21 protein-coding genes are annotated in these 26,103 nt (G+C 72.9%); 11 read left to right on the top strand and 10 right to left on the bottom strand.

Features of this window, described 5'->3' with window-relative positions:
- Window positions 1-13 precede the first annotated feature (13 nt).
- A complete protein-coding gene (locus WMF44_RS41245; RefSeq protein ID WP_437295530.1) occupies window positions 14-793 on the bottom strand; it encodes a helix-turn-helix domain-containing protein in 780 nt (259 codons plus the stop codon).
- Between the two features lie 139 nt (window positions 794-932).
- Here WMF44_RS41245 and WMF44_RS41240 point away from each other — a divergent pair, with 139 nt between their 5' ends.
- From WMF44_RS41240 to WMF44_RS41225, 4 genes are all read left to right on the top strand, one after another.
- Window positions 933-1,136, top strand: a complete 204-nt coding sequence (locus WMF44_RS41240; RefSeq protein ID WP_437295529.1) for a CopZ family metallochaperone — start codon at window positions 933-935, stop codon at window positions 1,134-1,136.
- Window positions 1,137-1,193: 57 nt separating this feature from the next.
- The gene (locus WMF44_RS41235) at window positions 1,194-2,573 is read left to right on the top strand and encodes a GH1 family beta-glucosidase (protein ID WP_437295528.1); all 1,380 of its coding nucleotides are present in this window, start codon (window positions 1,194-1,196) and stop codon (window positions 2,571-2,573) included.
- Window positions 2,574-3,251: 678 nt separating this feature from the next.
- A complete protein-coding gene (locus WMF44_RS41230) occupies window positions 3,252-3,833 on the top strand; it encodes a hypothetical protein (RefSeq protein ID WP_437295527.1) in 582 nt (193 codons plus the stop codon).
- Window positions 3,834-4,119: 286 nt separating this feature from the next.
- Complete coding sequence (locus tag WMF44_RS41225) at window positions 4,120-5,163, top strand: hypothetical protein (protein ID WP_437295526.1); 1,044 nt, start codon at window positions 4,120-4,122, stop codon at window positions 5,161-5,163.
- A gap of 154 nt (window positions 5,164-5,317) precedes the next feature.
- Here WMF44_RS41225 and WMF44_RS41220 read toward each other — a convergent pair whose 3' ends face one another.
- Together WMF44_RS41220 and WMF44_RS41215 are read right to left on the bottom strand one after the other, a co-directional pair.
- Window positions 5,318-5,638: a hypothetical protein gene (locus WMF44_RS41220; RefSeq protein ID WP_437295525.1), complete on the bottom strand. Its 321-nt coding sequence runs from the start codon at window positions 5,636-5,638 to the stop codon at window positions 5,318-5,320.
- Window positions 5,639-5,800: 162 nt separating this feature from the next.
- The gene (locus tag WMF44_RS41215; protein WP_437295524.1) at window positions 5,801-7,957 is read right to left on the bottom strand and encodes a protein kinase domain-containing protein; all 2,157 of its coding nucleotides are present in this window, start codon (window positions 7,955-7,957) and stop codon (window positions 5,801-5,803) included.
- A 114-nt stretch (window positions 7,958-8,071) separates the two neighbouring features.
- On the opposite strand from WMF44_RS41215, the gene argS reads away from it, so the two are divergent.
- Window positions 8,072-9,805: an arginine--tRNA ligase gene (gene argS / locus WMF44_RS41210; RefSeq protein ID WP_437295523.1), complete on the top strand. Its 1,734-nt coding sequence runs from the start codon at window positions 8,072-8,074 to the stop codon at window positions 9,803-9,805.
- A 152-nt stretch (window positions 9,806-9,957) separates the two neighbouring features.
- Window positions 9,958-11,190, top strand: a complete 1,233-nt coding sequence (locus WMF44_RS41205) for a choice-of-anchor L domain-containing protein (RefSeq protein ID WP_437295522.1) — start codon at window positions 9,958-9,960, stop codon at window positions 11,188-11,190.
- A gap of 80 nt (window positions 11,191-11,270) precedes the next feature.
- On the opposite strand, the gene WMF44_RS41200 is transcribed toward WMF44_RS41205, so the two are convergent.
- Together WMF44_RS41200 and WMF44_RS41195 are read right to left on the bottom strand one after the other, a co-directional pair.
- Window positions 11,271-11,783 carry a hypothetical protein gene (locus tag WMF44_RS41200; protein WP_012240266.1) on the bottom strand — a complete coding sequence of 171 codons (513 nt, stop codon included), beginning with the start codon at window positions 11,781-11,783 and terminating at the stop codon, window positions 11,271-11,273.
- A gap of 445 nt (window positions 11,784-12,228) precedes the next feature.
- On the bottom strand, window positions 12,229-12,606 hold the full coding sequence (locus WMF44_RS41195) for a hypothetical protein (RefSeq protein ID WP_012240265.1): 378 nt from the start codon (window positions 12,604-12,606) through the stop codon (window positions 12,229-12,231).
- 201 nt (window positions 12,607-12,807) lie between these two features.
- Here WMF44_RS41195 and WMF44_RS41190 point away from each other — a divergent pair, with 201 nt between their 5' ends.
- The 3 genes from WMF44_RS41190 to WMF44_RS41180 all read left to right on the top strand — a co-directional run bounded on the left by WMF44_RS41190 (window position 12,808) and on the right by WMF44_RS41180 (window position 16,783).
- Entirely contained in the window at window positions 12,808-14,619 is a 1,812-nt protein-coding gene (locus tag WMF44_RS41190; RefSeq protein WP_437295521.1) for an ABC transporter ATP-binding protein, read from the top strand.
- A gap of 105 nt (window positions 14,620-14,724) precedes the next feature.
- Complete coding sequence (locus tag WMF44_RS41185) at window positions 14,725-15,180, top strand: helix-turn-helix domain-containing protein (RefSeq protein WP_437295520.1); 456 nt, start codon at window positions 14,725-14,727, stop codon at window positions 15,178-15,180.
- Window positions 15,181-15,463: 283 nt separating this feature from the next.
- Window positions 15,464-16,783, top strand: coding sequence for a serine/threonine protein kinase (locus tag WMF44_RS41180; protein ID WP_437295519.1), 1,320 nt, complete (start codon window positions 15,464-15,466; stop codon window positions 16,781-16,783).
- Window positions 16,784-17,287: 504 nt separating this feature from the next.
- Here WMF44_RS41180 and orn read toward each other — a convergent pair.
- Window positions 17,288-17,851, bottom strand: a complete 564-nt coding sequence (gene orn / locus WMF44_RS41175) for an oligoribonuclease (protein WP_437295518.1) — start codon at window positions 17,849-17,851, stop codon at window positions 17,288-17,290.
- A 120-nt stretch (window positions 17,852-17,971) separates the two neighbouring features.
- Between orn and WMF44_RS41170 the strand changes: the two genes are divergently transcribed.
- Together WMF44_RS41170 and WMF44_RS41165 are read left to right on the top strand one after the other, a co-directional pair.
- Window positions 17,972-19,204, top strand: a complete 1,233-nt coding sequence (locus tag WMF44_RS41170) for an acetyl-CoA C-acetyltransferase (RefSeq protein WP_437295517.1) — start codon at window positions 17,972-17,974, stop codon at window positions 19,202-19,204.
- Window positions 19,201-20,316, top strand: a complete 1,116-nt coding sequence (locus tag WMF44_RS41165; protein WP_437295516.1) for a cation diffusion facilitator family transporter — start codon at window positions 19,201-19,203, stop codon at window positions 20,314-20,316. The genes WMF44_RS41170 and WMF44_RS41165 overlap by 4 nt, the downstream gene beginning before the upstream one ends.
- A 31-nt stretch (window positions 20,317-20,347) precedes the next feature.
- Here the strand turns inward: WMF44_RS41165 and WMF44_RS41160 are convergent, their stop codons facing one another.
- The 4 genes from WMF44_RS41160 to WMF44_RS41145 all read right to left on the bottom strand — a co-directional run bounded on the left by WMF44_RS41160 (window position 20,348) and on the right by WMF44_RS41145 (window position 26,095).
- The gene (locus WMF44_RS41160) at window positions 20,348-21,916 is read right to left on the bottom strand and encodes a hypothetical protein (protein WP_437295515.1); all 1,569 of its coding nucleotides are present in this window, start codon (window positions 21,914-21,916) and stop codon (window positions 20,348-20,350) included.
- On the bottom strand, window positions 21,913-22,296 hold the full coding sequence (locus WMF44_RS41155; protein WP_437295514.1) for a hypothetical protein: 384 nt from the start codon (window positions 22,294-22,296) through the stop codon (window positions 21,913-21,915). The genes WMF44_RS41160 and WMF44_RS41155 overlap by 4 nt, the downstream gene beginning before the upstream one ends.
- The gene (locus tag WMF44_RS41150) at window positions 22,296-24,761 is read right to left on the bottom strand and encodes an Hsp70 family protein (RefSeq protein ID WP_437295513.1); all 2,466 of its coding nucleotides are present in this window, start codon (window positions 24,759-24,761) and stop codon (window positions 22,296-22,298) included. Before WMF44_RS41150 ends, WMF44_RS41155 begins: the two co-directional genes overlap by 1 nt.
- Window positions 24,762-24,937: 176 nt before the next feature.
- Window positions 24,938-26,095 (bottom strand): CAP domain-containing protein, encoded by a 1,158-nt coding sequence (locus WMF44_RS41145; protein ID WP_437295512.1) that lies wholly within the window; start codon window positions 26,093-26,095, stop codon window positions 24,938-24,940.
- Window positions 26,096-26,103 lie beyond the last annotated feature (8 nt).

The raw sequence follows: 26,103 nt of genomic DNA, 5'->3' as shown, positions 1-26,103 counted from the left end.
ATCCTCCTTGGGTTCAGGGGATCACCATGGCCCCGGCCGTGGCCTCGGCTTGTACGAAGCGGCTGCGAGCGATCGAGCCCGGCGTGCGGCCCAGCGTGGCGACGATCGCGCGGGCCAGGTGGGCCTGGTCGTGGAAGCCGCCGGCGAGCGCCGCCTGCGCCAGCGGGGCGCCGTCCATGAGCGCCCCGATGGCCGACCGCACGCGCAGGAAGGTCACGTAATCGCGCAGCGGGTGGCCGAAGGCGCCGTGAAACAGGTGGGAGAGCCGCGAGCGAGAGAGGCCCTCCGCGGCGGCGAGCGGGCCCAGCGCGGGGCGGCCCGGCGCCTGCTCCGCCAGGCGGCGCATGGCGCGGAGCACGCGGCGATCGACCGGCGGGCCGCCCGGCGCGAACGCACCGGCGCACGCCCTCATGAGCGCGTGCGTCGCCGCGTGATCGAGCCGGCCCCGGAGCACGTCGCGCGCCGCCGCGCGCGCCCGCTCGGCCTGCGCGCCTTCGAGGACGAGCACCCGCCCGCGGGCGGCCGCCTGCGCGCCGGCGCCGAGCCCCTCGGGCGCAAGAAAGGTCGTCACCGTCGCGCCGGGCGAGCCGATGGAATGGGCGACCCCGGCGCCGGTGAGCACGGGCGCGCGCACCTCGAACGGCCGCCCGACCTCGGCCTCGATCTCGAGAGGCCCCTCGACCGGCACCACCAGCTTGACCAGGTGGAGCGCATGGCGGCGCGTCCCCCCGGCGCCCTCGACGATGTGCACGCCGCCGTGGCCGACAAGCGCCGTGTGCTCGAGAGCCGTCACGCTGGAGAGCACATCACGCGGGCGCAACCGGCGCAACCGGCGCAACCGGCGCAACCGGCGCAACCGGCGCAACCGGCGCAACCGGCGCAACCGACGTGCCCTCGTTGACGCTGCTGCATCGAGCGGGCATAGGGGGGAGATGCGTAGAATCGCTATCGAAGGGATGACCTGCGGCCACTGCGTCCAGGCGGTCTCGAAGGCGCTCGCGAAGGTCCCTGGCGTGACGCGGGTGAGCGAGGTGAGCCTCGAGCGCGGAGAGGCGGTCGTCGAGGGGAGCGCGACGGCGGAGGCCCTCCTCGCGGCCGTGCGCGAGGCCGGCTACGAGGCGCGCGACGCTGGCTGACGCCGCGGTGCGCCGCGGCGCCGAAACGCGGCCGCCTTTGATATGGTGGCGGCCACCATGACGCGACAGCAGAGCGAGAAGGGCTTTCCGGAAGGGTTCCTGTGGGGCGCCGCCGCGGCGTCGTACCAGATCGAGGGCGCCGCGCACGAGGACGGCAAGGGGCCGTCCGTGTGGGACATGTTCTGCAGGAAGCCGGACGCCGTGTGGAACGGCCAGACGGGCGACGTCGCGTGCGACCACTACCACCGGTACCAGGAGGACGTCGCCCTCATGCGCGACATCGGCCTCCGCGCCTATCGACTCAGCACCTCGTGGCCGCGCGTCCTCCCGGAGGGCACGGGCGCCGTCAACGAGCGCGGGCTCGCGTTCTACGATCGCCTCGTGGACGCGCTGCTCGAGGCGGGCGTCGAGCCCCACATCACGCTGTTCCACTGGGACTTTCCTCTCGCGCTCTACCACAAGGGCGGGTGGCTGAACCGCGACAGCGCCGACTGGTTCGCCGAGTACACGAGCGTCGTGGTCAGGAAGCTCGGCGATCGGGTGAAGGACTGGATGACGCTCAACGAGCCTCAGGTGTTCGCCGGCGCCGGCCACTACGAGGGGCGCCACGCGCCCGGCGACCGGCTGCGCTTCGCCGAGGTCCTCCGCGTCTGCCACCACGTCTTGCTCGCGCACGGCAAGTCGGTGCAGGCCATCCGCGCGTCGAGCCCCGGGCGGAGCAACGTCTATTATGCGCCCGTCGCGCAGGTCAAATACCCCGCGACCTCGTCGCCGGAGGATCTGGAGGCGGCGCGCGCGGCCACGTGGTCGGTGAACGCGCGGACCACGTGGACCAACACGTGGTGGATGGATCCCGTGTTCTTCGGCAGGTACCCCGAGGACGGGCTCCGCCTGTTCGCGAACGAGCTGCCCGAGGTCCGGAGCGGCGACATGGAGATCATCGCGCAGCCGGTCGATTTCTGCGGCGTGAACGTCTACTGGGGAGTCCCGGTGCGCGCCGGGGCGAACGGCGCAGCCGAGGTGGTGCCCCACCCGGTGGGACACCCGATCACCGCGTTCGAGTGGTCGGTCACCCCCGAGTGCCTCTACTGGGGGCCCAGGTTCTTCTACGAGCGGTACAAGCGGCCCATCGTGATCACCGAGAACGGCCTGTCGACCCGGGACTGGATCTCGCTTGACGGGAAGGTGCACGATCCCCAGCGCATCGATTTCATGGCGCGCCACCTGATCGAGCTCCGCCGGGCGATGGCCGAGGGCGCGGTCGTGAACGGCTACTTCCACTGGTCCATCATGGATAACTTCGAGTGGGCTCACGGCTACAAGCACCGCTTCGGCCTCGTCTTCGTCGACTACCCGACGGGCAGGCGTGTGCTCAAGGACTCGGCGCACTGGTATCGCGGCGTCATCGCCTCGAACGGCGCGACGCTCGGCGCGTGAGGGGCGCGCGGCGCACGCTGCCCTGGTGCCCTGCGAGACGCGCCTGCGCTCCGCGAGAGCCTGCTCTTCCTGAACAGCGCGCTTTCCACGTGAGGGACCCGGGCACCTCCTCCTCGTGATCGGGCTCTGCCTCTGATCGAGCGCGTCCGCCGCGGCGCGGTCCGCGGCGGAGCTCTCCAGCCAGGCAGCGCTGAACGAGGTCGAGACGAAGCGGGCGGCGCCCCTCGCTCTTCCACGCTTCCAGCGGCAGCGTGACATGTCACCGTTGCAGCGTGACATGTCACCGTTGCAGTGTGACATGTCACACTGCAACGGTGACATGTCACGGTCGCAGCGTGACAACCTCAGCTCACTCATCGGAACGATGGGAGGAGCGCCCCTTCTTCTGCGTCCGACGAGCTTACCTCGGCAGGATTTGCCGCTGATTTGTGCTGCTGCCAGCCCTGACGAGGCCATCGAGGCGGCCAGTGCGACCCAGTTGCCCCGCTGGCATACGCGTTGCTTGGGGCAGGCGTCGAAAGAGGCTCTGGGCGGAGGGAGCACTCCCTGCGACCTTTGCGCCGACAGACGCGTTCACGCTCTTCGCTGCGTTGCCGGTGACCGTCCTGTTGCATGGGTGGTTGACTGTTCGTCGGTCCAGGTCCTCGATGGCAATGCGAATAAGGATGGAGTGGTATTATGAAGGTTATCGGTAAGCGTTTCGCTGCAATGTTCATTCTCTGCGCCGCGGCGGCTTCGACGATCGTCGCATGTGGCAGCGTCGATGGGAGCGACGGAAGCGACCCGGCATCTGCTGAGCTCGTAGGCGACGCTGCAGACGAGGTGTTCAGCTGCGGCTGGTCGACCATCACTGCCGACGCGACCAAGACGACGCTAGAGTGGACGGCTCAGTCGGCTGGCGATACGTACAGTGCGCCTATTTGTGCGAGGTTTGTGGTCGAATTCACTCAGCATGATGATCTTTACGTGAAGTGGAATGATGAGATAACGACGCAGTCGGCGTGTGAGCGGATGCGCCTCGTCTTCACGGGGTACACGTATTCCGGTGGGTCATGGACCAACGAGGGGACAGTCCATGCCCATGGATCTTGGGCCGGTGTTTCGTGTAACGCCGTGCTCGATACTGGTTCTTCTTCGATCAGTTTCGGCTCCGGAACGAAATACCGTATTGCGGCGGCTGCTTACGCGGAGAGCTGCACCGACACCTGCTACTATGATTATAAGCGTGTGTCTGTCGAGTCGCGCGAAGGCGTGAATTGACCCTTGTGGTGTTGGTTGTGGCGTGTGGACGGGGCGGTGATGAGCTCGAGCTTTGTCGTCTCGGATCGAAACGTCCATAGTGAAAATTGAGTCCCATCTCCGTATGGATGGTGTGCGCGTGAAGCGCGCCGGCGCTGGGCCCTCTGCGCCGGCGCGCTGCCGCCGATTCGTCGGGGGCGCTTTGTGCGCTCGATGGAACGCGGAGTGCGCCGAGCGATGGCGGTTCTTCGTCTGTGCGCAGGTTGCTGCCGTCTTCGTGTCGAATGGCAGCGGTTGTCGAGGAGACATGATGGTGCGGCGTGGTAAAGTCTACCTCTTTGCCCCTTTGGGGTTGATATGGGCGGTCGCCGCGTGCGGCGGCGATGGGCACAAGGACACGAGCGTGGGCGCCGGGGGAGAGGGGGCGGGCAGCGGCGCGGGCGCGGGCGCGGGGACGGGGCCCGAGAGCTACTCGGTCGCCTTCGGCCCGATCACGGTCCAGCCCGGGGTCGAAAGCACGCAATGTGTGATCAAAGCGCTCGATAACGCCGAGGCCAAGAAGATCGGCCGGATACGCAACGAGCTCCCGGCTGGAAGCCACCACCTCGTGGTGTACCGAGCGAACGACGTGGAGGAGCGGCCAGAGCCCTTCGATTGCTCGCCGTTCACCGACATCGGAGATCCCTCGAAGGGGGCGCCCCTCATGATCGCGCAGAAGCGGGAGGAGACGCTCGAATTCCCCGGCAGCGTCGGCATCACCATCCAGCCACGTCAGATGATCCGGCTCGAGATGCATTACCTCAACGCAACGCCCGAGCCGATCGATGTGTCTGCCACCACGACGCTGGTCGCCATGGACGACGACAGCTTCGAGCACGAAGCCGATTTTCTCTACTTCGGCAACCTGGACGTCTACATCGAGCCTCGCTCCACGGCGACGCTCGGGCCCGTGTTCATCAGCCCACCCGACGGGCTCGGGGACGTGAAGTTCTTCGGGGTCACGGGCCACACGCACCGGTTGGGCACGAACGTGCTCGTCACCGCCTCACCGGGGCCGGATGGTCCGGAGACGCCGGTCTATGACGTCGAGCGCTGGTCATGGAGCGAGCCGGCCACGGTCTATCACGACCCGCCGTTCCAGCTCGATCCGGGCGGCGGGTTCAACCTTACCTGTACGTGGAACAACCCCTCGGATCGTCTGGTCGCCTATGGCGGAAGCGCGAGCGATGAGATGTGCTTCTTCTGGACGTACTACTATCCTAGCCAGGGCGCGTACGTGTGTTTTCAGAGCGAGGCGTTCGGCGGCGTCCGCTACTGTTGCCCGGGCATGTCGGAATGCGACCTCCAGTGAATGCCGCGGTCCTGCGCCACGGGGCCTCCTCGACGGCGATGGTGAGCCAGCCGGTCGAGAGAGACCGCCGCGTGGCCACTCGCCCGCAAGCGCCGGGCGAGTGGCCTTGTCCGTGAGCGGCGCGGAGTGCGCCGAGGGGGATCCCCCGGGCGGCTCAGGAGGCGATCGGCTCGTCGCCGTCTTCGTCCTCGTCGTCTTCGTCGTCCTCTTCGAGCGACTCGTCGCCTCCGCTCGCCAGGTCGTACCCGTGCGGATCGAACTCATCGAACATGGCCTGCAGGCGCTCGCTCAGGGAATCCCACGTGTCCGGCGGCTCGCTCGCCTGGCGGTCGCGCTCGGCCAGGGCGAGCGCGGCGGCGACCACCGCCGTCAGCGGGCGCGCGTCCTGGAGCACCGCGACCTTCGAGGCGTCGCCGCTGCACGCGTACGCCAGCAGATACGCCCTGTAGATCTCCTCATTCGTCTTGTCGCTCATTCCTGATCCTTCGTCCTTGTCGTCCGCGCGTCGCCGGTCGCCCCGTCGCCGTGCTCTGGCCTCCTGGGCGCCGTGGAACCCGGGGGGCGCGAGCCTAGCCCATCTCGGCGGCCCTCGGGGCCGCGTCGCGCCGGGAGCCCGCGCCTCGCGGGCGCGGTCGGCTCAGTAGCGCAGCCGGTCCCGCAGGGCGCGCACCGCGCGCTCGAGCCCCTCGTGGTGGTGGAAGCAGCACTGCCCGATGCGCGGCTGGCACTGCGACGAGCGGAGCATCTCCAGGAACACGAGCGCGCGCGCGTCCCCCTCGAGCGCCGCGCGCTCGAAGAGCGCCTCCTTGCGCCGGCAGGGGGCCTCGCGCAGCGCCACGGCGATGCGCAGCGGGACGCTCGCGCGCTTCAGCACCTCGGGGCGGCGGAGCAGCGCCGCCGCGCGCTTTCCGCCCTGCGTGCCCCCGTAGCCGCTCCAGATCTCGTAGGCGATGTCGAGGCCCTCCGGGCCCAGGCGGCTCTCCAGCGCGTCGAAGATCGCGTCCGCGCGGCCGCCGGTCCGGTACGAGCTCTTCACGGCGACGGCGGCCGCGGCCGTCATCACGTCGCGTTGCTCGAAGGCGGCGCGATCCTTCTCGAGCAGCGTGAGCAGCGCGCTCTCCGCGTCGCCCCACCGCTTCGCCCGGACCGCCGCCACGAGGCGCTCGCGCTCGGCCGGGAGGCCCGCGGCCTCGATCGGCTCCGGGCCGCCGAGCGCCGCGCCCGCGTCCGGCGCGCCCACGTCCGCCGCGCCCGCGTCCAGCGCCGCCGCGACGTCGGCCGACCCGGGGGCCGAGGCGCTCGCGACGGGCGCCGCGGAGGGGGCTTGCAGAGGGGCGCCGAGGGCACCCTGCGCCTGGGCGGCCGGCGCCCCGGCGGGGGCCGTCTGCGCCGCCGCGGGCGCCGGCTGGAGCTCCGGACCGGCGGCCGCCGGAGCGCCCGCGCGCAGCCAGCCTGCGCCCGCGGGCAGCCGGCCGAGGAGCAGCGCGCCCGCCGCGCCCATCGCGGCCACGGCGGCCACCCCGAGCATCCAGCCCCACGCGCGCCTCCTCGCTCGTGGCCGGCCTCCTGCCGCCCCGCGCGCTGCCTTCCCGGGCGCCTCGCCGTCAGCCCCGGCGGCGCCGAGCTGCAGGCCGGACGCGTCGGCCTCGGCGCTGCCGGCCGCGGCCCCGCCTGCCGCGCCGCCCCTGGCCGCGGCGCCGCCGGCCGCGCCCGCGCGATCTTGCCCTGCCGGCAGCTCGGGCGGCATGGCGTGCGGGATCGCGCGCAGCGGGTCGCTGAGCCGCCACGATCCGCTCGAGAGCGGCTCCTTCCAGGGGAGGAGGCCGAGCGCCTCGGACCTCGGCACGGCCGCGTCGAGCGCCGCGAGCAGCGCGCGGGCGTTCGCGGGGCGCTCCGCCGGGTCCTTGCGCAGGATGCGCATCACGAGCGCCTCGAGCTCGCGCGGCGCCGCCGTGCCCGGGGCGCGCAGCCGGAGCGGCGGCGGCGCCGTGTGGAGCTGCTCGCGGAAGATCTCGACGGGCAGGATCGCGTCGAACGGGTGCTTCCCGGCGAGCATCTCGTAGAGGATGAGCCCGAGCGCGTAGAGATCGGAGCGCTCGTCGACGTGATCCATGCCCTGCGCCGCCTCGGGCGCCATGTACGCGAGCGTGCCGAAGACCATGCCGCTCAGCGTGATCCGGCCGGCGTCGGGCCGCGCCTCGCTGCTGTGCGCGTCCGTCGTGGAGAGGCGCTCGATCGGCACCTTCGCCAGGCCGAAATCGATGAGCTTCACGGCGTCGGTGCCGTCCTCGACCATGACGTTGCGCGGCTTCAGATCGCGGTGGATGACGCCGCGCTCGTGCGCCGCGGCGAGCGCCGCCGCGATCTGCCGCGCGATCTCCGCGGCGCGCGGGGCGGGCAACGGGCCCTTCTTGATGATGCGATCGAGCGTCGTGCCGCGGACGTGCTCCAGCACGAGGAACCGGGAGCCGTCGGGGAGGGTGCCGAAGTCGGTCGCCGAGGCGATGTTCGGGTGCTGGATGTGCGCGCCCGCGATCGCCTCGCGCTCGAAGCGCGCCGTGAGCTCCGGAGAGCCCTTCGCCGCGGGCAGGAGGAGCTTCACGGCCAGCCACTTGCGCAGGAGCAGGTGCTCGGCCTTGTAGACCGCGCCCATCCCGCCCGTCGCCACGAGCTCCACGATCCGGTACCGGTCCGAGAGGACCGTCCCGACCAGCTGGGCCGCCGCGCTCTCCGCGAGCGCGTTGCTCGCGGCGGGCGGCGGATCGCCGGGGGCAGGGGGCAGGGGAGCGCTCACGTGAGGCGTGAACTGTCCGGCCTACCCCGATTTTTGTCAAAGGTGCGCTGATGTGGCGGGGCCGCTCCGGCTTGCCTATTGAATTGGCCGGGCGCCCGGGCCAAAGGATGCGCCATGGCCGATCCCGTCCACGCCCTCGCCCGCGCACTCCAGGCGGCGATCACCGCCGCGTTCGGCGCCGAGCACGCCGCGGTTGATCCTTCCCTGCGCCGCTCCACCCACGCCGACTACCAGGCGAACGCCGCCATGGCGCTCGGCAAGCGCCTCGGCAAGCCGCCGCGCGAGGTCGCGGCGGCGATCGTGGCGGCCCTGGAGCTCGACGGGATCTGCCGGAAGGTCGAGATCGCGGGCCCCGGGTTCGTGAACCTGACGCTCGAGGACGCGTACCTCACGCGCGAGCTCGCCGAGACGGCGGGCGGCGGGCGGCTCGGGATCGCGCCCGCGGCCGAGCCCGAGACGGTGATCGTCGACTACTCGGGCCCCAACGCCGCGAAGGAGATGCACGTCGGCCACCTCCGCAGCACGATCATCGGCGACGCCCTCGCGCGCGTGCTCGAGGCGCTCGGCCACCGCGTGATCCGCCAGAACCACCTCGGCGACTGGGGCACGCCGTTCGGCATGCTGATCGAGCACATGCTCGATCTCGGCGAGGCCGCGGCCTCGCAGGAGCTCTCGGTCGGCGATCTCAACGAGTTCTACCGGCAGGCGCGCGCCAAGTTCGACGGTGACGCGGCGTTCGCCGAACGCTCTCGCCGGCGGGTCGTGCGGCTCCAGGGCGGCGACGAGCAGACGCTCGCGCTGTGGCGGCAGCTCGTGCGCGAGTCGAAGCGCTACTTCGAGTCGGTCTACCGCCGCCTCGGCGTGACCTTGACCGACGCGGATTTCGCCGGCGAGAGCTTCTACAACCCGATGCTGCCCGACGTCGTCGAGGAGCTCGGCCAGAAGGGGCTGGCGCGCGAGAGCGAGGGCGCCCTCTGCGTCTTCCCGGCCGGCTTCACCGGCAAGGGCGGCGAGCCGCTGCCGCTCATCGTGCGCAAGCAGGACGGCGGCTACGGCTACGCCACGACGGATCTCGCGGCGATCCGCCACCGCCTCACGACGGTCGGCGCGCGCCGGATCGTCTACGTCGTCGGCGCGCCGCAGAGCCAGCACTTCGCGATGGTCTTCGCGACCGCGCGCGAGGCGGGCTGGCTCGCGCCGCCGGCCCGGGCCGAGCACGTCGCGTTCGGCTCGGTGCTCGGCGCCGACAAGAAGATGTTCAAGACGCGCAGCGGCGACACGGTCAAGCTCTCGGACCTGATCGACGAAGCGGTGGAGCGCGCGGCGAAGGTGGTGCGGGAGAAGAACCCGGAGCTCGACGCCGAGGCCGCCGGCGCGGTGGCGCGGGCGGTCGGGGTCGGCGCGGTGAAGTACGCCGATCTGTCGAGCGATCGCGTCATGGACTACGTGTTCGACTGGGATCGCATGCTGGCGCTCAAGGGGAACACCGCGCCGTACCTCATGTACGCGCACGCCCGCGTCCGCTCGATCTTCCGCAAGGCCGGGGTGAAGGCGCCGGCCGGCGACGGGATTCTCCTGGGCGAGCCGGCCGAGCGGGCGCTCGCGCTGGAGCTGCTCCGGTTCGGGGCGGTGGTCGAGGACGTGGCCCAGACGCTCCAGCCGCACCAGCTGTGCGGCTACCTCTACGGGCTCGCCGATACGTTCACCACGTTCTACGAGCGCTGCCCGGTGCTCAAGGCCGAGAGCGACGACGTGCGCCGCTCGCGCCTCGCGCTCTGCGATCTGACGGCGGAGGTGCTGGCGAAGGGCCTCGGCCTGCTCGGGATCGAGGCGCCGGAGCGGATGTAGCGCGTCCGGAAGCGGCGCCCGACCCTGCCCGCGTCCGGCGATCGCGCATCTGCCCGAGCTGCGCGTGCCTGCCCGCGCATTCGAACCGAGGTTGCGCTCGCCCGCTCGAGGTTGCGCGCGACGTTGGTCCGCTCTCTCTGGCAAAATGCAGCATGATCGAACAACGGTTGGCTCTCCCCTGCGCCGGCATGGCCGTGATGGCGGTGCTCGCCGTCGCACTCGGGTGCTCCGCGGTGGGCGGCGCGTCCGCGCCGGGGGGTGGGGGAGACGGGCGCGAGGAGCCCTCGGGGACCGTCGGCGAGGACGGCCCCGGCGGGCGCGATGAGCCGGGCGAGCCAGGGCTCGGCCCCGGTGACGCAATCCCCATCACCGATCCCAACGTGGACGGCGACGGAGACGGGTTCACGCCCGCGGAGGGCGACTGCAACGATGTTGATGGAAATGTGAATCCAGGCGCGATCGAGGTCGAGGTCACCGAGCCTGACGCGAACGGCCAGATCCCCGCGCCGGCGGACGAGGACTGCAACGGGGTGATCGACGATGTGCCGCCGCCGTGCGACGAGGGCCTCTCGCTGGAGGACTTCGATCCGGCGAACGGGGCCAAGGCGATCGACCTGTGCGCCGTGGCGTCCCGCGAGGACAGGCGGTGGGGCGTGCTCTCCGCGAGGTATGTCCGCGGGGACGGCTCGCCTGCAGAGCGGTCGCCCGCGGTGGGCCTCTTCGATGGGTTCGGCCCCAACGTGCACGTGCAGGGCGGCGCGCGCCTGCTCGCGCTCTCGACGGGGAGCGCGCGCCTGCCTGGCCACCCCGACGCCTGCTGGTCCGGGAGCTGCTCGAGTTATGGTCCCGGCACCGCGCCGCCCGGGTTCCCTCAGGACAACCCTTCCTGTCCTCCGTCCAGCTTCATCAACGACGACGTCGGCCTCGAGGTCGTCCTCCGCGCGCCGACGAACGCGACCGGCTACGAGTTCCTCTTCAAGTTCTATACGTTCGAATACCCGGAGTGGGTCTGCGAGGACTTCAACGATCAATTCGTCGCGCTGGCGACGCCCGCGCCTCCCGGGTCGTACAACGGCAATCTCTCGTTCGACGGGGAGGGGAGGCCGGTCAGCGTCAATATCGCGTTCTTCGATGTCTGCGACGGATGTCCGCTCGGCTCGGACGAGCTCGTGGGGACGGGGTTCAGCCCGCGCCGCGACGGCGGCACCCGGTGGCTCAAGACCCGCGCGCCGGTGCGTGGCGGCGAGGAGATCTCGCTCCGGTTCATCCTGTTCGACACCGGCGACGATCGCTTCGACTCGACCGCGCTCATCGATGGCTTCCGCTGGATCGCGACCGGCGGCACGGTCAGCGTGGAGACGGTGCCCGCGGTCCAGTTCCTCTGAGGCGAGGGGCGCTCCTCCCCGCGCCGACGCCTCGTCGGCGTGCGGTCGCGAGGCCTGGTCGCCTCGCCGGGCGCTCCGGGTTACCGGCACGCCCGGCAGTCCCCCCCGCAATCCACGGCGAGCTCGCTTCCATTCAGGACCCCGTCGTCGCACGAGGGCGCCTGGCAGACACGCTCCCTGCACACGCCGGACCCGCAGTTCTCGCCGGTGAGGCACGCCTCGCCCGCGGGGCAGAGCGGGCACGAGCGCGTGCCGCAGTCGACGCCGGTCTCGAAGCCGTTCGCCACGCCGTCGACGCAGGTCGGAGCCTGGCAAACCCCCAGGCGACACACGCCCTCCTTGCAGTCGATGCCCGTCTCGCACGAGGCGCCGAAGCCGCAAGGCTTGCACGAGCCGCCGCAGTCGCGGTCGGTCTCTCCCTCGTCCTCATCCGTGACGTCATTGCTGCAGTGCGGGGGGATGCAGGCGTCCGCCGTGCAGGTCCAGCCCTTGAGGCACTCCTCGCAATTCCAGATCTGGATGACACCACCACTCCCCTCGCAGGAAAGGAAAAAAGGCGCCGTCAGCCCCAATGCAATGACGCGTCGAAGCATGGTGCTCGCTCTTCTCGTAGTTGATGGTCTGGTGACGATGACAGTACATCATGCACGGGCATCGAGGGCACCGATCTGGCTTTTGCGCGCGGATTTATAGCATTCCGGACTGGTGGTCCGGATTGTCAAATAATCGACATGAAGAGGCCCTCGGCGTGCGAGCGCCCTGATCCGACGCCCGGAGATCGGACACGCAGAGATGGGACGTGCAGAGTAAGGCGGGTGAGCAGAGGGGGGAGGGGGCTCATCCACCACGCGCCACGCGAGAGGGGCCGCAGCGGCCGTTCTCTACGGATCGGCAGGGGCGCGCCGCTCGATGGATCTCGCGCCCGACAGGACCGCACCGAGCGCGCCGGCTGGACGGCGATGGGGAGAAGGGGCCGTGAAGGCGCCGGGCTCCTTGACGAGGCGGCGCGCTCGGTGCGCGAGGCGGCGCGCGCCGCGCTCAGGTGCGGGCGGCGGCGCGGCGCGCCGTGATGAAGGATCGCACGCAGAGGGCGACGTAGCCCGCCGAGAGGACGGCCATCACGGACTGGGCGATGACGGCCGGGGGGCGCGCCACGTCGCCGCCGGAGAGCAGCGTCGGCAGCTGGGTCAGGCCGCGGGCGGAGCCGAGGAAGCCGAGGACGCCGACCATGGCCGACGCGTGCATGGCGTGCATGCGGTACCTCTCCTGTCGCGCGAGCAGGCCGAGCCCGATCGCGACGACCCCGAAGCCGGCCGGGATGAGCGCCGTCCGCGCGCTCGTCGCCGCGAATCCGCCGACGCCGAGCGCTGTGAGCAGCGCTCCGTAGCCCATGGTCAACGTGGACATGCTCGACATGAAGAGCCTCCTTTTCTTTCGGAGGCCCGGGATACCGCGCCGGGCGCGCGTCCGCCACCGCATCCGCCCGCCCGCCGCCCGCCGCCCGACCGCGACCGCGACCGCGGCCGCCCGGGGGCGTCGCGCTCGCGTCCCTCAGCCCTCGCGCCCTCGCGGGTCTTCGCGGGCGGAGCGCCGCGGCGTGGTTAGAATCCGCCGTCCATGCTCGGCCTCTCCCGCCTGCGGGACAGCTTTGCCTACACACCACGGACGCTCCGGCTCGTCTGGCGCTCGTCGAAGGCGGCGAGCGTCGCCCTCGGCGCGCTCACGCTCGCCGCGGCGGCGCTGCCGCTCGGGGTGGCCTACGTGGGAAAGGCGATCACGGACGCGGTGGTCGCCCGCGACGAGCGCGCGGCGCTCGTGTGGGTCTCGGTCGAGCTCGGCCTCGTGGCCGCGCTCGCGCTCGCGCAGCGCGGGCTCTCGCTGACGCGGCAGCTGCTCGGCGCGCGGCTCTCGATCGACATCCACGGGATGATCCTCGAGAAGGCGCTCTCGCTCTCGCTGGTCCATTTCGAAGACCCCGAGTTCTACGACCAGCTCACCCGCGCGCGCCGCGAGGCGTCGTCTCGCCCCGCCGCCGTCGTGACCGAGAGCTTCTCCCTCGTGCAGAACCTGATCACGCTCGCGGGGTACGCCGCGCTGCTCGTCGGGTTCAGCGCCCTCGCGGTGCTCGCGCTCGTGCTCGCGGCCGTCCCCGCCACGGTCGCCGAGGCGCGCTTCTCCGGCGCGGCGTTCCGCCTCCGGAACTGGCGCTCTCCCGAGGCCCGCCGGCTCAACTACCTGGAGTACGTGCTCGCCAACGACGGCCACGCCAAGGAGGTGAAGCTCTTCGGGCTCGGGCCGACGTTCCTCGAGCGGTACAAGGCGCTCGCGGCGTCGTTCTACCGGGAGGACAGCGCGCTCGCGGTCCGCCGCGCCGGGTGGTCCTATGGCCTGTCGCTCCTCGGCACCGCCGCGTTCTACGGCTGCTATGGCGCCATGGCGGCCGGCGCCGCGGCGGGGCGCATCTCGCTCGGCGAGATGGTCCTTTACGTCGCCGCCTTCCGGCAAGGCCAGCAGGCGTTCCAGGCCGTGCTCGCCGGCGTCGGCGGCATGTACGAGCACAACCTCTACATGTCGAACCTCTTTCAGTATTTGTCCATCCCGACCGGCGAGCCGCCCGCGCCGCCGGCCGGCAACGGAGAGGCGCCTGCGCCCCTTTCGGCCGACGGCGCGGGCGACCGGGGCGTGCGGTTCGAGGGGGTCGGCTACCGGTATCCTGGCCAGTCGCGCTGGGCGCTCCGGGGGATCGATCTCCACATTCCGAGCGGCCAGAGCCTGGCGCTCGTCGGGCACAACGGCGCCGGAAAGACCACGTTCATCAAGCTGCTCGCGCGGCTGTACGAGCCCACCGAGGGGCGAATCCTGCTCGACGGCAAGGATCTCCGCGCCTGGGAGCCCGACGCGCTCCGCCGGAGGATCGGTGTCGTCTTTCAGGACTTCAACCAATACCAGCTCACGCTGCGCGAGAACGTCGGGCTGGGCAGCGTCGAGCACCTCGCGGACGAGCCGCGCGTCGCGCGCGCGGTCGCCGAGGGCGGCGCCGACGAGGTCGTGACGGTCGTGCCCGGGGGCCTCGACGCGCAGCTCGGGCGCTGGTTCAAGGGCGGCGTCGAGCTGAGCGGCGGGCAGTGGCAGAAGGTGGCGCTCGCGCGCGCCTTCATGCGCGAGCAGGCCGACATCCTCGTGCTCGACGAGCCGACCGCGGCGCTCGACGCCGAGGCCGAGCACGCGGTCTTCCAGCGGTTCCGGTCCCTGTCCAAGGGGCGGACGACCATCGTCATCTCTCACCGCTTCCCGACCGTGCGCATGGCCGACCGCATCGTCGTGCTCGACGGCGGGCGCATCGTCGAGGAGGGCACCCACGACGAGCTCGTCGCCCGTGGCCAGCGCTATGCCCGCATGTTCGCGCTGCAGGCCGAAGGGTACCTGTAGCGCCGCGCGGCGCGTCCGGCGCGCCGGCGAGCGGGCGCGCTCCTCACGCGGGGTGGCCCGCCTTCTCGGGGGCTCGGGCGAGCTCTGCCTGCTAGGCTCGCGCTCATGCGCGACACGCTCCCCAAGGAGGTCGGCCAGGCGGTCCACATCCTCCGGTTGCTCCGTGGGCTCAGCATGCAGGAGTTCGCGGAGCGGGCGCAGCTCTCGGCCACGTACCTGCGGCAGGTCGAGCGCGGCGAGCGGGATCTCGGGCTCGGCGCCCTCGGCCTGATCGCCCAGGGGCTCCAGTGCGAGCCGCGCCTCCTGCTCCCCGGCGACGGGCGCAGCCCTGTCGCGTCCATCGTGGCAGAGCGCTTTGACCAGGCCGAGGAGACGCTCCAGAGCGCGATCCTCTTTCTGCTCATGGAGCCTGACGACTCACCGAGAAAGCAAGCAATGCTCGCCCTCGCCAGCGAAGATCCGGATCGCGCACGCCCGGCGGCTCCGCCCAGGTCGCCCCGCCCGGAGCGCGCTTTTTCAGGGCGTATTACGCCGCCGTCGAGCCGTCGTTCCGGAAAGTGATAGACCCGCCTCGCGCGCTCCGCGGCGCCGGTCCGCGCTGGCGACGGCTTCCGCGCGCCTGAGACCTCTGTTACTGTCTCCGCCAACCGATGTTCCCCGCGCCGTGTCCGGGGGTGTCATGGACTCGAACCTCGTGCCGGAGGTCCGACGCAGTGAGCAGAATCTTTTGGGCTGATCCAACACCGCAGCCAGCATTGAAGAACGCGCGCCGCGCTGTCCTCTCCTTCCAGCGCGCGAGGCCTGAATCCTCCGTGCCCGTCGCGCGGATCGAGGCGGAGGGGCCATGGTGATCCTCGGGCAGGAGTTCGCGGGGTACACCATCGTCGCGAGCCTCGACTCTCCCGCTCCGGCGGAGGCGTATCGCGCGCTCGACGCCGATGGCCGCGAGGTGACGCTCTATGTCCAGGAGGGCGTGGGCATCGACGCCGATGCGTTCCGCGGCGCGCTGGACAGGCTCCTCTCGCTGTCTGCGCGGGTGCACGGCATCGTGCCTGTGATCGCGGGCGGGATGGAGGGAGACGCGGGGTGGATCGCCGCCCGGCAGAGCGACGATCCCTCGGTGGAAGATCTGCTGCCCCGGCTTCGCTCCGTCGCGTACGAGCTCGTCGTCGACGTCGCGCGGACGCTCGGCGCCGCGCACGCGCTGGGGCTCACGCACGGGGATCTCGGCCCGCACACGGTGGTGATCACCGGTCAGGGCGCCGCTGTCCTGAGGGCGTTCGGGCTGCACCTGCCGTTCGGGGCGCCCGACGACGCCATGGCGGATGCGGCGCGGTACCGGGCGCCGGAGCTCTTCAACGATCCGCACGCTCGCGCGATCGATGAACGAACCGACGTCTACGGGCTCGGGATGCTGCTGTATTGCCTCCTCGGGGGGCAGCGCCCGTTCGACGGCCGCGACGATCTGGATGTGTGCGCGCTCGACGAGGTGCCGCCGCCGCTCGAGGGGGTGTCGGCCCAGGTGAACGAGGCGCTGACCCGGGCGCTCGCGAAGGACCCTGACGCGCGGTTCCAGACGGTCCACGAGCTCATGGCCGCCGTGCGGCCGCTGCTCGTGGGCGCGGCGCCGCTCGCGGGGGGCGCTCCGCCGCCGGGGGGGCCGCGCCCGCAAGGAGCGGCCGCCCCGCCGCTGCAGGAGCCGGCGCCGGATACGGAGCGGAGCGCGCCCGCTCCGGCGTCCCGCAACACGCTGCCCACCGGGACCCTCCCGCCGGAGGCCATGCGGCACCCCGTCGTCGAGATCGCCGCGCCGCGCTCGCGCAGCAACGTCCTGCTGGCCGGCGGAGCGCTGCTGCTCGTCGCGCTGACGAGCGCCGCCGTCGCGGTGCCGTTGAGTTCGTACATCGCCCGACGTGGGATATCGCCCCCACCCGCCGGGCCGCCCGCTCACGTGAGTGACTCACATCACAATGAGCCGACAGCCTCCCCGGTACGGTGCGACCCCGGCGCCTCCGGGGCGGTGGCTCCTGCCGTCGAGGCGCCGGCGACGAAGGTCGGGGTGACGCGCCCTGCTGAGCCCGCCTCGCTCCCGCTGGTCGCGACTCCCGCCGTGGAAGCCAAGGGTAGCCCCGGGCAACGGTGGTACGGCGACCAGCTGTTCTAAGGCAATCCCGCAGGCCCGGTAGCAAACGACACCCCGGCGGATTGGGGCCGCCGGGGTGTCTACGCCGCAGACCTCGTGCCGGAGGCCTGGACGCATGGCTAGCCTACTCAATGCATTGCCTCGATCGATCGAATTTTCTCACATCGCAGACAAATTTTTGTTCGATTGCCAGCAGAGCCGGTTTTTCGGCCGGATTTGGGGCGGACGGCGGGCTGGGCGAGAGGCTGGGCGGGGACCGCAGACCGGGGCGGGGGCGGGGGCGCCGACCGAGGTTGAGGGCGAGGCGCCGACCGAGGTTGAGGGCGAGGCGCCGACCGAGGTTGAGGGCGAGGCGCCGACCGAGGTTGAGGGCGAGGCGCCGACCGAGGTTGAGGGCGGGCCGACCGAGGTTGAGGGCGGGCCGACCGAGGTTGAGGGCGGGGACGCGGACCGGGGCGCCGACCGAGGTTGAGGATGCCGAGAACGCGGTCGGCCCTCAGGCTCCCCTCGGCTCACCGCGATCGCTCAGCGGAGCTCGTTCCCCGGGAGCGGCTGGAACACGTTGGCCCGGTACCACCGGAGCTCCTCGATCGACTCGCGGATGTCGTCGAGCGCGCGGTGGATCTCGCGCTTCTTGGGCGCGGCGCGCAGCGGATACCAGCGGCGCACGAGCTCCTTGAGCGTCGAGACGTCCACGATGCGGTAGTGCAGGAAGGAGAGGAGCTCCGGCATGTAGCGCTGCAGGAAGGCGCGGTCCTTCCACACGGAGTTGCCGCACAGCACGGCCGTCCCCTTGTCGCAGTGCGCCTCGAGGAACGCGCGCGTCTCGGACTCCGCGTCGCCGACCGAGAGCGTGGACGCGCGGATGCGCTCGAGGAGCCCCGAGCGCTCGTGGAGACCGCGGACGAAGTCGCTCATCCCCGCGAGGACGCTCTCCGGCTGGTGGATGACGAGGCACGGCCCCTCGGCGACCACGGTCAGATCAGGCTCCGTGACGATGGTCGCGATCTCCACGATCGCACACGAGCTCTCGTCGAGCCCCGTCATCTCGAGATCGACCCACACCATGCGCTGCGACCGGTCCGTCATCGGCGGCGAGCATAGCCGATCCGCGCCGGCTCAGGTCCACCGAGACCCGGCGCGACCAGGCTGCCCCGGGAACGGGCGCTGTGCTAAGCACGGGCCGGACACCGGGCTCGGAGGCCTGTCATGCGAGACGTCTTCATCGTGGATGCCGTTCGCACGCCGCGCGGGCGCGGCAAGGCGGGCAAGGGAGCGCTCTCGGGCGTGCACCCGCAAGAGCTCCTCGCGCAAACGCTCAATCGCCTCGCCGAGAAGACCGGGATCCGCAAGCAGGACGTCGAGGATGTGGTCGTCGGGTGCGTGACCCAGGCGGGCGAGCAGGGCGCGTGCATCGCGCGCACCGCCATCCTCGCGGCCGGCTGGCCGGACGCCGTGACCGGCGTGACCGTCAACCGCTTCTGCGGCTCGGGCGCGCAGGCGGTGAACTTCGCGGCGATGGGGGTCATGTCCGGCCAGCAGGAGGTCGCCGTCGGCGGCGGCGTCGAGAGCATGTCGCGCGTGCCGATGGGCTCGGACGGCGCGCCCCTCGACGGGAACAACCTCGCCCTCCGCAAGAAGCTCGCGATGGTCCCGCAGGGCATCTCGGCGGACCTCATCGCCACGATCGAGGGCTTCTCGCGCGAGGACGTCGACCGCTTCGCGCTGGAGAGCCAGCGCAAGGCCGAGCGGGCCGTGGGCGAGGGGCGCTTCGCGAAGAGCCTCTTCACGGTCGTCGATCTCGACGGCAAGCCGCTGCTCGACAGGGACGAGCACCCGCGGGCCGGGGCGACGATGGAGGCCCTCGCGAAGCTCGAGCCCGCGTTCGCCAGCCTCGGGTCGACGCCGATGGGCCCCGCCGGCGAGACCGTGGATGCGCTGGCGCTGGCGCGCTATCCGCAGGTGGCGTCGATCCGGCACGTCCACACGGCGGGCAACTCGAGCGGCATCGTGGACGGGGCGGCCGTCGTGCTGCTCGCGTCCGGCGACTACGTGAAGGCGCACGGGCTCGCCCCGCGCGCGAGGATCCGCGCCACGGCGACGGCCGGCGCCGAGCCGGTGATCATGCTGACGGCCCCCGCGCCCGCGTCGGAGCGCGCCCTCAAGAAGGCGGGCATGCAGGCGCGCGACGTCGATCTCTGGGAGATCAACGAGGCGTTCGCGGCGGTACCGCTGCAGACGGCGCGCAAGCTCGACATCGACCTCGACCGCGTCAACGTGAACGGCGGCGCGATCGCGCTCGGGCACCCGCTCGGCGCGACCGGGGCCTGCCTGATCGGGACGGCGCTCGACGAGCTCGAGCGCGCCGGCAAGGCGACCGCGCTGATCACGCTGTGCATCGGCGGAGGGATGGGCGTGGCGACCATCCTCGAGCGGGTGTGAGCCGCTCCGGCGCGGCGATGGGGGTGCGCGATGAGCATGAGAGCGCCTCCGACGAGCACCGGCACGGGCGCGGCGCTCGACGCGGCGAGGGGCATGATCACGGACATCACCATGCCCCGGGGCACGACCACGATCACGGCCACGACCACGACCACGGCGACCCGCAGCACCACGACCACGGCCACGATCTCCGGCACGCGCCGCTCCGCCGGCTGATCGCGGCGTTCGCGCTCACGACGTCGTTCCTGGTCGTCGAGGCGGCGGTCGGGTGGTGGTCGAAGAGCCTCGCCCTGCTGGCCGACGCGGGCCACATGCTCGCGGACGCCGCGGCGCTAGGCATCGCCATCATCGCCCAGCGCATCGCGGCGCAGGCGCGGACGCGCGAGCGGACGTACGGCTTCCGGCGCGCGGAGGTGCTCGCGGCCTTCGCCAACGGCGTCGCGCTGGCGCTGACGGCGATCTGGATCTTCATCGAGGCGGCCCACCGCTGGCGCGCGCCCCAGGCGGTGCACGCCGAGGCGCTGGCGATCACCGCGGCGCTGGGGCTGCTCGTGAACGTGGTCGCGGCGCTGCTGCTCTCGACCGGCGAGCACGGGCACAACATCAACACGCGGGCCGCGCTGGCGCACGTGCTGTCGGACGCGCTCGGCTCGGTCGGCGCCATCACGGCGGGCGTGCTCATCCTCGCCTTCGGCTGGACGCGGGCCGATCCGGTGATCAGCGCGGCCATCGGCGCCCTCGTGCTCTGGGGCGGCTGGCGGCTCGTGCGCGACACGTCCCGGGTGCTCATGGAGGGCAGCCCGATCGAGATCGATCTCGCCCACGTCGAGGACACCATCCGGAGCGTGCCCGGCGTCGTCGACCTCCACGATCTGCACGTCTGGTCGATCTCCGACGGCTTCAACGTGCTCACCGTGCACGTCGTCCTCGCCAAGGGGCACCACGGCACGAACGTGGCCGCCGCGGTGGCCCGGCAGCTGCGCGAGAAGCACGCGCTCACCCACTGCACGATCCAGCCGGAGCCGCTCCAGGAAGAGCTGCTGGTGACGCTCAGGCGGCCGGGCGCCGGGGCGCCGGGCGGGGACGGGCCCGCCGGCGACCGGAGCGGCTGAGCGCCGCTCTAGATCTGGCTCTCCGCCCGCGTCAGACCCCGCACTCGACGTTGCCGCGCTGGAGCGCCGTGAGGCGCGAGTCGCCGAGCGCCTCGGCCTCGGCGAGGAGCCACCGGAACATCGCGTTCGCGATCACCCGCTCCTTGCGCGTGTTGAACAGCCAGACGGCCGCGTGGCACACGTCGGCGTGCAGCTTGGGGAACGCGAGGCGGCGGAACTCGGCGCCCACGAGCTCGGCCGCGGCCTCGTACTGCGCGCGGAGCGCCGTCCACTCGCACCACTCCGAGAGCGCCGGGAGCTCGCGCCGCTCGTCGACGCGGCGGCGCAGGGCGTCGCACGCGAGCTCCACCTCGGACAGGAGCTCGTCCCGGAGCCGGCGGCGCGTGCGGCCGATGGTCGCGCCGAGGTCGTCCCACTCGGCGAGCGGCACGCGCGCCGCGCGCAGCGTCGCCGCGAGGTCCTCCTCGACCGCGCGCGCCAGCGGACCGAGCGCCGCCTGCGCGCCCGAGGCGCCGAGCGACGCCGCCCGCTCGCGGAGCTCGGCCTGCGCGCGCTCGTCGTCGAGCGCCGCGTCCCACGCGCCGCCGAGCCGCCTGAGGTCGTCGCCCGAGACCTGGCCCCGGGGCCGGAGCAGCAGCGCGGCGTGGAGCAGCACCGCCCGGCTCCACAGGTCGCCCTCGGCGACCTTCGCGGCGCACGGCTCGGGCTGCTCCGGCTCCGGGCGGGGCGCGTCGTCGCCCGCGGCGAGGGCGCGGCGCACGAGCGGGAGCGTGGCGCGACGCCGGGGCGCGGCGAGCCAGCGCAGCCAGAGCTCGACAGCGCCCGGCGCGGCCGCGCCGCCGAGCAGCCGCGCGGCGGCCGCGCCGAGGAGATCCGTCGCGCGGTCGCCCCCGTCGGCCGCGCGCTCGATCACCTCCGCCCAGTCGCCGCGGGCGGCCGCCTCGGCGGCGAGCCAGGCCGCGGCGACGCGGCGGGCCTCGCGGGGGCAGGCGCGCTCGTCGAGGCTGGCGACGCTCGCGAAGAGCGCCCGCGCGCCCTCGACGTCGCCGCGGTACGCCGCGAGCATCGCGCCGGCCGCGACGCCCGCGCCGCGCAGCGGCTCCGTGCCCGCCGCGGCCGCCCCGCCGTCGCCGCCCCGTTTCGCGCCGTGGCGCTGGCCGGTCCCCTCCAGCAGGTCGCCGATCCACGCCTCCGCCGCCGGGTCCGGACGCCGCGCGCGGCAGAGCGCCCACGCCGCCGCGAGCGCCGCGCCGCCGCGCGGGTCGGCGGGCCACGCGAAGAGCGAGCGCCTCGCGGCGCCGTACGCCGCGCGCGGCAGGCCGAGCGGGATGAACACGTGCCGCGCGGCGAGCCAGGGCCCGAAGAGCGCAAGGGCCGGCGCGAGCACGAGGAGGCCGACGATCGACCCGCGCGGAACGGTGGACACGAAGAGCACCGCGAGCACGCCCAGGACGATGCGTGTGAAGGTGCTGGCGAGCACGTGGCCGTCGGTCTCCCTCTGGGCGGCCACCCGCCGCTTGACGAGCAGGGGCCCGACGATGACCGCGGTCACGACGACGAGGAAGGCCATGATCGCGAGGGCGATGTGGTGGTCCATCATCGCGCCCTCCAGCCGAGGGCCGACAGCGCCTCGGGCCACGGCGCCCGCGGATCCTCCCCGGGCGGCTCCGGCGGCGGCAGCTCGCCGAGGTCGTCGTCGAGATCGTCCTTCGGCGGCGGCCTCGGGTCGAGCCGCGCCCAGACCTCGTGCGCCAGGCGGCGCTCCGGGTCCCGCAGCGCCGCCATCGCCTGCCGCACCTTGTCGGCCGTCCGCGCGCCGGGGCCGACCGGCGTCGGGTACGTCGCGGCGCTCGCCAGCTTGAGCTCGAGCATCCCGAGCAGCTTCTGCCCCTCGCGCTCGAGCTCCGCGCGGCTCGCGCTCGGGCGCAGCCCGAGCACGTAGAACGGGTTGTCGCGGATGCGGCCGAGCGCGTCGTCCATCACCGCACCCCTGACTCGTGGCCGAGCCTGCGCTTCTGCGCGTCGACCGGCAACAGGCGCCAGAGCTCCTCGGTGATCGTCCTGAGCGCCGCCGTGTCGCCGCGCTCCGCCGCGCCGCGCCCGTCGCGCACGAGCCGCTGCGCGCGGACCAGATCCGAGGCCTGGTGCGCCTCCGAGGCGGCGTCCTCGAACATCCACACCCACGCCTTCGGGTGGCGCTGGAACGCCGCGCTGCTCAGGTTGCGGACCAGCCGGAGCTGCCGCTGCAGCTCGACCTGGTTCTTCTCGGCGCGCGCCCGCGCCACGCCCTGCGCGGCCTCCTCGAGGAGCGCCTTCTCCGTGCTCGATCCGAGCTGCGAGATCCACGTCGACGCGCTCGCGACCGCCGCCTGGGCCTCGGCGTCGAGCTCCGGCCAGCGCTTGTCGGCCTCGGCCTGCTCGAGCAGGACGTCGAGATCGAGCAGCGCGCGCCGCGCCTTCTGCCCCGCGTCGGCGTCGCCGCCGCGCGCCGCGGCGGCGTCGCGCTCCACCTCGGCGAGCGCGCACTCCACGTAGGTGACCTTGCCGAGCGCGTGCGGCGCGTCCCTGCGCAGGGCGGCCTCGCGCACCGCGGCGAGCCGCTCGCGCATGGCGGCGAGCGAGGCGTCGAGCACCTCCGGCGCCGCCTCGGGGACGAGCAGGTGCGCGACGCGCTCGAACACGAGCCCCTGCGACGGGATCAGCGCGCGCGCCGAGAGGTGCCCGCCCCGATCGAGCTCGAGCGTCAGCTCGATCGCCGAGCCCGCGGGCAGGGTCTGGGTGAGCCCGCTCCCGTCGATCTCGAGCGTCCCGACCACGCGGCAGAGGTGGGCGACGTCGAGCTCGCCCTGCACGACGGGGATCTTCAGCACGCACGCGCCGGAGCCCTTCGGGACGCTCTCCACGCTGTGGTGCACGAACGTCCGCCGGGCCGGCAGCGGCGCGCCCCGCTCGAAGTAGACGCGCACCGAGTTGTCCGCGAGCGCGACCCCGATCGTGCGCGACAGCGGCGGATCGCCGATCGTGAGCCCCTGGACGATCGTGATCGCCTGCGGGTGCACCGGCACCCGCGCGCCGCCGGCCGCGCTCGCCTCGATGTTGAACACGTTCGGCCGGCGCGGCAGCAGGTCGACGGTCACCACGAACGCCCCCTCGGCGTCGAGCGGCGCCTCGGCGCTCGTCCACCCGTCGCCCTCGCGCGTGAGCCGGATCCGCTCGGGCGCGGCCCCTGGCCCCTCCATGACGCGGCCGACCACGTGGGGCGTCAGATCGCTCGACATGGCCGGGTACTGCAGCCACAGCCGGCGCCCCTCCTCCTTGGGCCGCGCTCCCGAGGAGGAGGCCCGCGCGTCGAGCCCCGCCGTCGCGGCGTAGATCGCGGCGCCCTGCGCGACGAGCGTCATCGGGTCGAGCCCCTCGCCGAAGGGCGCGCCGAGCGCGTCCCGGACGCGCTCGCGCAGCGCCGGCATCACCGTCGGCCCGCCCACGAGCACGACGCGCGCGAGCTGCGACGCGTCGAGCCCGTGCGCCGCGAGCAGCCGGCGGCAGACCTCGACCGAGCGGTCGATGATCGGCGCGCAGAGCGCGTCGAGCGTGGACCTCTGCAGGATCAGGTCGACGTCGATGGGCGCGCCGTCCACCTCGAACGCCGCGGGCACCGCGAGCGCCGCCTCGTCGGCGCGGGTGAGCTCGATCTTGATCTCCTCGACCGCGAGCTTGAGCTTGCGGAGCGCGGCGGCGTGCCGCGGGTCGGCGCGGCTCACGGTGACGCCCTGGGTGCGCGCGATCTCGGCGAGGGCCCAGTCGACGATCGCCCAGTCGAAATCGCGCCCGCCGAGGAAGTTGTCGCCGTCGTGCCCGACGACGCGCAGCAGCCCGTCGCGCGTCTCGAGCAGGGAGACGTCGAACGTCCCGCCGCCGAGGTCGTAGACGAGCCAGCTGCCCGTCGACTCCTCGACCGTCCAGCCGGCGGCCAGCGCCGAGGCCACCGGCTCCTGGATCAGCTCGACGCGCTCGAACCCCGCGCGCCGCGCCGCCTCCGACGTCGCCGCGCTCTGGGGCAGCTCGAAGAGCGCGGGCACGGAGATCACCGCCGAGGCTGGCAGGACCCCGAGGTGCTCCGCGACGTCGGCGCGCAGGGAGCGCAGCACCTCGGCGGCGAGCTCCTCGGGCTTCTTCGCGACCTTCGCCGCCGCGAACTCGATCGGCTGGGCCGTCCCCATCAGCCGCTTGAACTCCGCGCGGGTGTTCTGCGGATCGCCCTCGAGGAACCGGCGCGCGCGCGCGCCGACCGTGACCGTCCCGCGCGCGTCGATCCGCACCACGCTCGGGGTGAGCGTCGCGCCCTGGGAGTTCCTGACGAGGGTGACCTTCTCGCCGTCGAAGGCGGCCGCGGTCGAGTTCGTGGTGCCGAGGTCGATGCCGACGTAAAGCGGGCGTGCAGCCATCGCTCGCAAGGATACACGCGCGGCACGGCGGCCGCCCGGCGAGGCATGGAACACGCACGGCGAAGCCGCTGGCGCGCGGCTGGCGCGCGGCTGACGCCCGCCCGCCCGCCGCAAGGCGCGTCCGCCCTCGGGGTACGGGAACAGCGTACGTCAGCGCAGCGCTGCGGCGCCCGCGGTCACCCTGCGAGCAGCTGCGTCACCCAGACCCGGCCGGTCGGATCGCGCACGACCGCCACGCCGGTCCTCCTGTAGCGCCGGTCGAGCAGGTTGCCCCGGTGCGACGGGCTCGCCCAGATCGCGCGGTGCGCTCCCTCGGTCGTGGCCGAGCTGGCCACGTTCTCCCCCGCGATCGTCGCCTCGTACCCGGCCGCCCTGAGGCGCGCCGCCGGATCGCCCGAGCCCACGTCGTGGCCCACCATCTTCGCCTTGATCATCTCCTCGGAGTGCGCCCGCGCCAGCGCGGCCAGCGCCGCGTCGCGCGCGAGCGCGGGCAGGCGCTCCGACGCCCGCGCGGCGTTCATCATCCGCAGCATCGCGTCCTCGTCGCCCTGCGCCCCCTTCGCGGCCTCCTCGCCCGGCGCCGCCGCGCGGACGAACCGGCCTGGCGGAGCGCTCCCCGCGAAGATCATCGCCTCCAGCACCGGCCTCGGCCCGGTCGACACCGTGGCCAGCACCTGCACGAGCCAGCTCCCCGGCTGGTCGACCGCGAAGCTCGAGCGGAGCCGCGCGCCCGAGAGGGAGCTCAGCACCGTCCTGGGCGCGCCCCGCGGCCCCAGCAGCACCACCTTCGCCGCGGTCGCCGGGACCCGCATCGTCCCTTCGAGGGTCACCCATTGCCCTACCCGCGCCGTCGTCGGCAGCGGCGACAGATCCGCGAGCGCGTCCACCCCGATCGCGGCCACGATCACCGTCCCGTCCGGCTTCTTCGCCTGGGCCACCCCACATCGCCGCACCCCGAGGGTGGTCCACCCCGAGAGCCACCCGTCGATCCGCGCCCCGATCTCCGCCGGCCCGAGCCCTCGGCCGGAGATCGACCATCCCCTCGGCCAGGCGTGCGGCGCGCCGGCGGCGCGCAGCGTGAACGAGAGCTCGTCGGGCGCCATGATCTCCCCGCCCTGGAGCTGCCGCTCGACGTTGCGCTGGGCGACGGCGGCGAGCGCCGTGTCCGCGCTGCCGCAGCGCGCCGCGAGCGCGGCGATCTCCGGCGAGACCGCCCTGGGGGGTCGTGGCGACCGCGTCGTCGCCTCCCACGTGAGCGCCGGCGGCTCCGCTGCCGCCGCGCCCGCGGAGGCGAGCGCCGCGCCGAGCACCCCGCTGGCCCACCATGACCGCATTCGACTCG

Origin of the sequence: Sorangium sp. So ce426, assembly GCF_051475585.1 — a bacterium.
Classification (GTDB): Bacteria; Myxococcota_A; Polyangia; order Polyangiales; family Polyangiaceae; genus Sorangium; species Sorangium cellulosum_B.
Note: the sequence above shows the minus strand (reverse complement) of the source record. Positions and strands in the feature narration are given on the sequence as shown.

Excerpts from the sequence above, each read along its gene's own strand:
- WMF44_RS41180 (WP_437295519.1), top strand. The coding sequence starts at position 15,464 with ATGGTGATCCTCGGGCAGGAGTTCGCGGGGTACACCATCGTCGCGAGC.
- WMF44_RS41195 (WP_012240265.1), bottom strand. The coding sequence starts at position 12,606 with ATGTCGAGCATGTCCACGTTGACCATGGGCTACGGAGCGCTGCTCACA.
- WMF44_RS41230 (WP_437295527.1), top strand. The coding sequence starts at position 3,252 with ATGAAGGTTATCGGTAAGCGTTTCGCTGCAATGTTCATTCTCTGCGCC.
- WMF44_RS41145 (WP_437295512.1), bottom strand. The coding sequence starts at position 26,095 with ATGCGGTCATGGTGGGCCAGCGGGGTGCTCGGCGCGGCGCTCGCCTCC.
- WMF44_RS41150 (WP_437295513.1), bottom strand. The coding sequence starts at position 24,761 with ATGGCTGCACGCCCGCTTTACGTCGGCATCGACCTCGGCACCACGAAC.
- WMF44_RS41185 (WP_437295520.1), top strand. The coding sequence starts at position 14,725 with ATGCGCGACACGCTCCCCAAGGAGGTCGGCCAGGCGGTCCACATCCTC.
- WMF44_RS41190 (WP_437295521.1), top strand. The coding sequence starts at position 12,808 with ATGCTCGGCCTCTCCCGCCTGCGGGACAGCTTTGCCTACACACCACGG.
- WMF44_RS41155 (WP_437295514.1), bottom strand. The coding sequence starts at position 22,296 with ATGGACGACGCGCTCGGCCGCATCCGCGACAACCCGTTCTACGTGCTC.
- WMF44_RS41240 (WP_437295529.1), top strand. The coding sequence starts at position 933 with ATGCGTAGAATCGCTATCGAAGGGATGACCTGCGGCCACTGCGTCCAG.
- WMF44_RS41220 (WP_437295525.1), bottom strand. The coding sequence starts at position 5,638 with ATGAGCGACAAGACGAATGAGGAGATCTACAGGGCGTATCTGCTGGCG.
- WMF44_RS41160 (WP_437295515.1), bottom strand. The coding sequence starts at position 21,916 with ATGATGGACCACCACATCGCCCTCGCGATCATGGCCTTCCTCGTCGTC.
- orn (WP_437295518.1), bottom strand. The coding sequence starts at position 17,851 with ATGACGGACCGGTCGCAGCGCATGGTGTGGGTCGATCTCGAGATGACG.
- argS (WP_437295523.1), top strand. The coding sequence starts at position 8,072 with ATGGCCGATCCCGTCCACGCCCTCGCCCGCGCACTCCAGGCGGCGATC.
- WMF44_RS41205 (WP_437295522.1), top strand. The coding sequence starts at position 9,958 with ATGATCGAACAACGGTTGGCTCTCCCCTGCGCCGGCATGGCCGTGATG.
- WMF44_RS41170 (WP_437295517.1), top strand. The coding sequence starts at position 17,972 with ATGCGAGACGTCTTCATCGTGGATGCCGTTCGCACGCCGCGCGGGCGC.
- WMF44_RS41235 (WP_437295528.1), top strand. The coding sequence starts at position 1,194 with ATGACGCGACAGCAGAGCGAGAAGGGCTTTCCGGAAGGGTTCCTGTGG.
- WMF44_RS41200 (WP_012240266.1), bottom strand. The coding sequence starts at position 11,783 with ATGCTTCGACGCGTCATTGCATTGGGGCTGACGGCGCCTTTTTTCCTT.
- WMF44_RS41225 (WP_437295526.1), top strand. The coding sequence starts at position 4,120 with ATGATGGTGCGGCGTGGTAAAGTCTACCTCTTTGCCCCTTTGGGGTTG.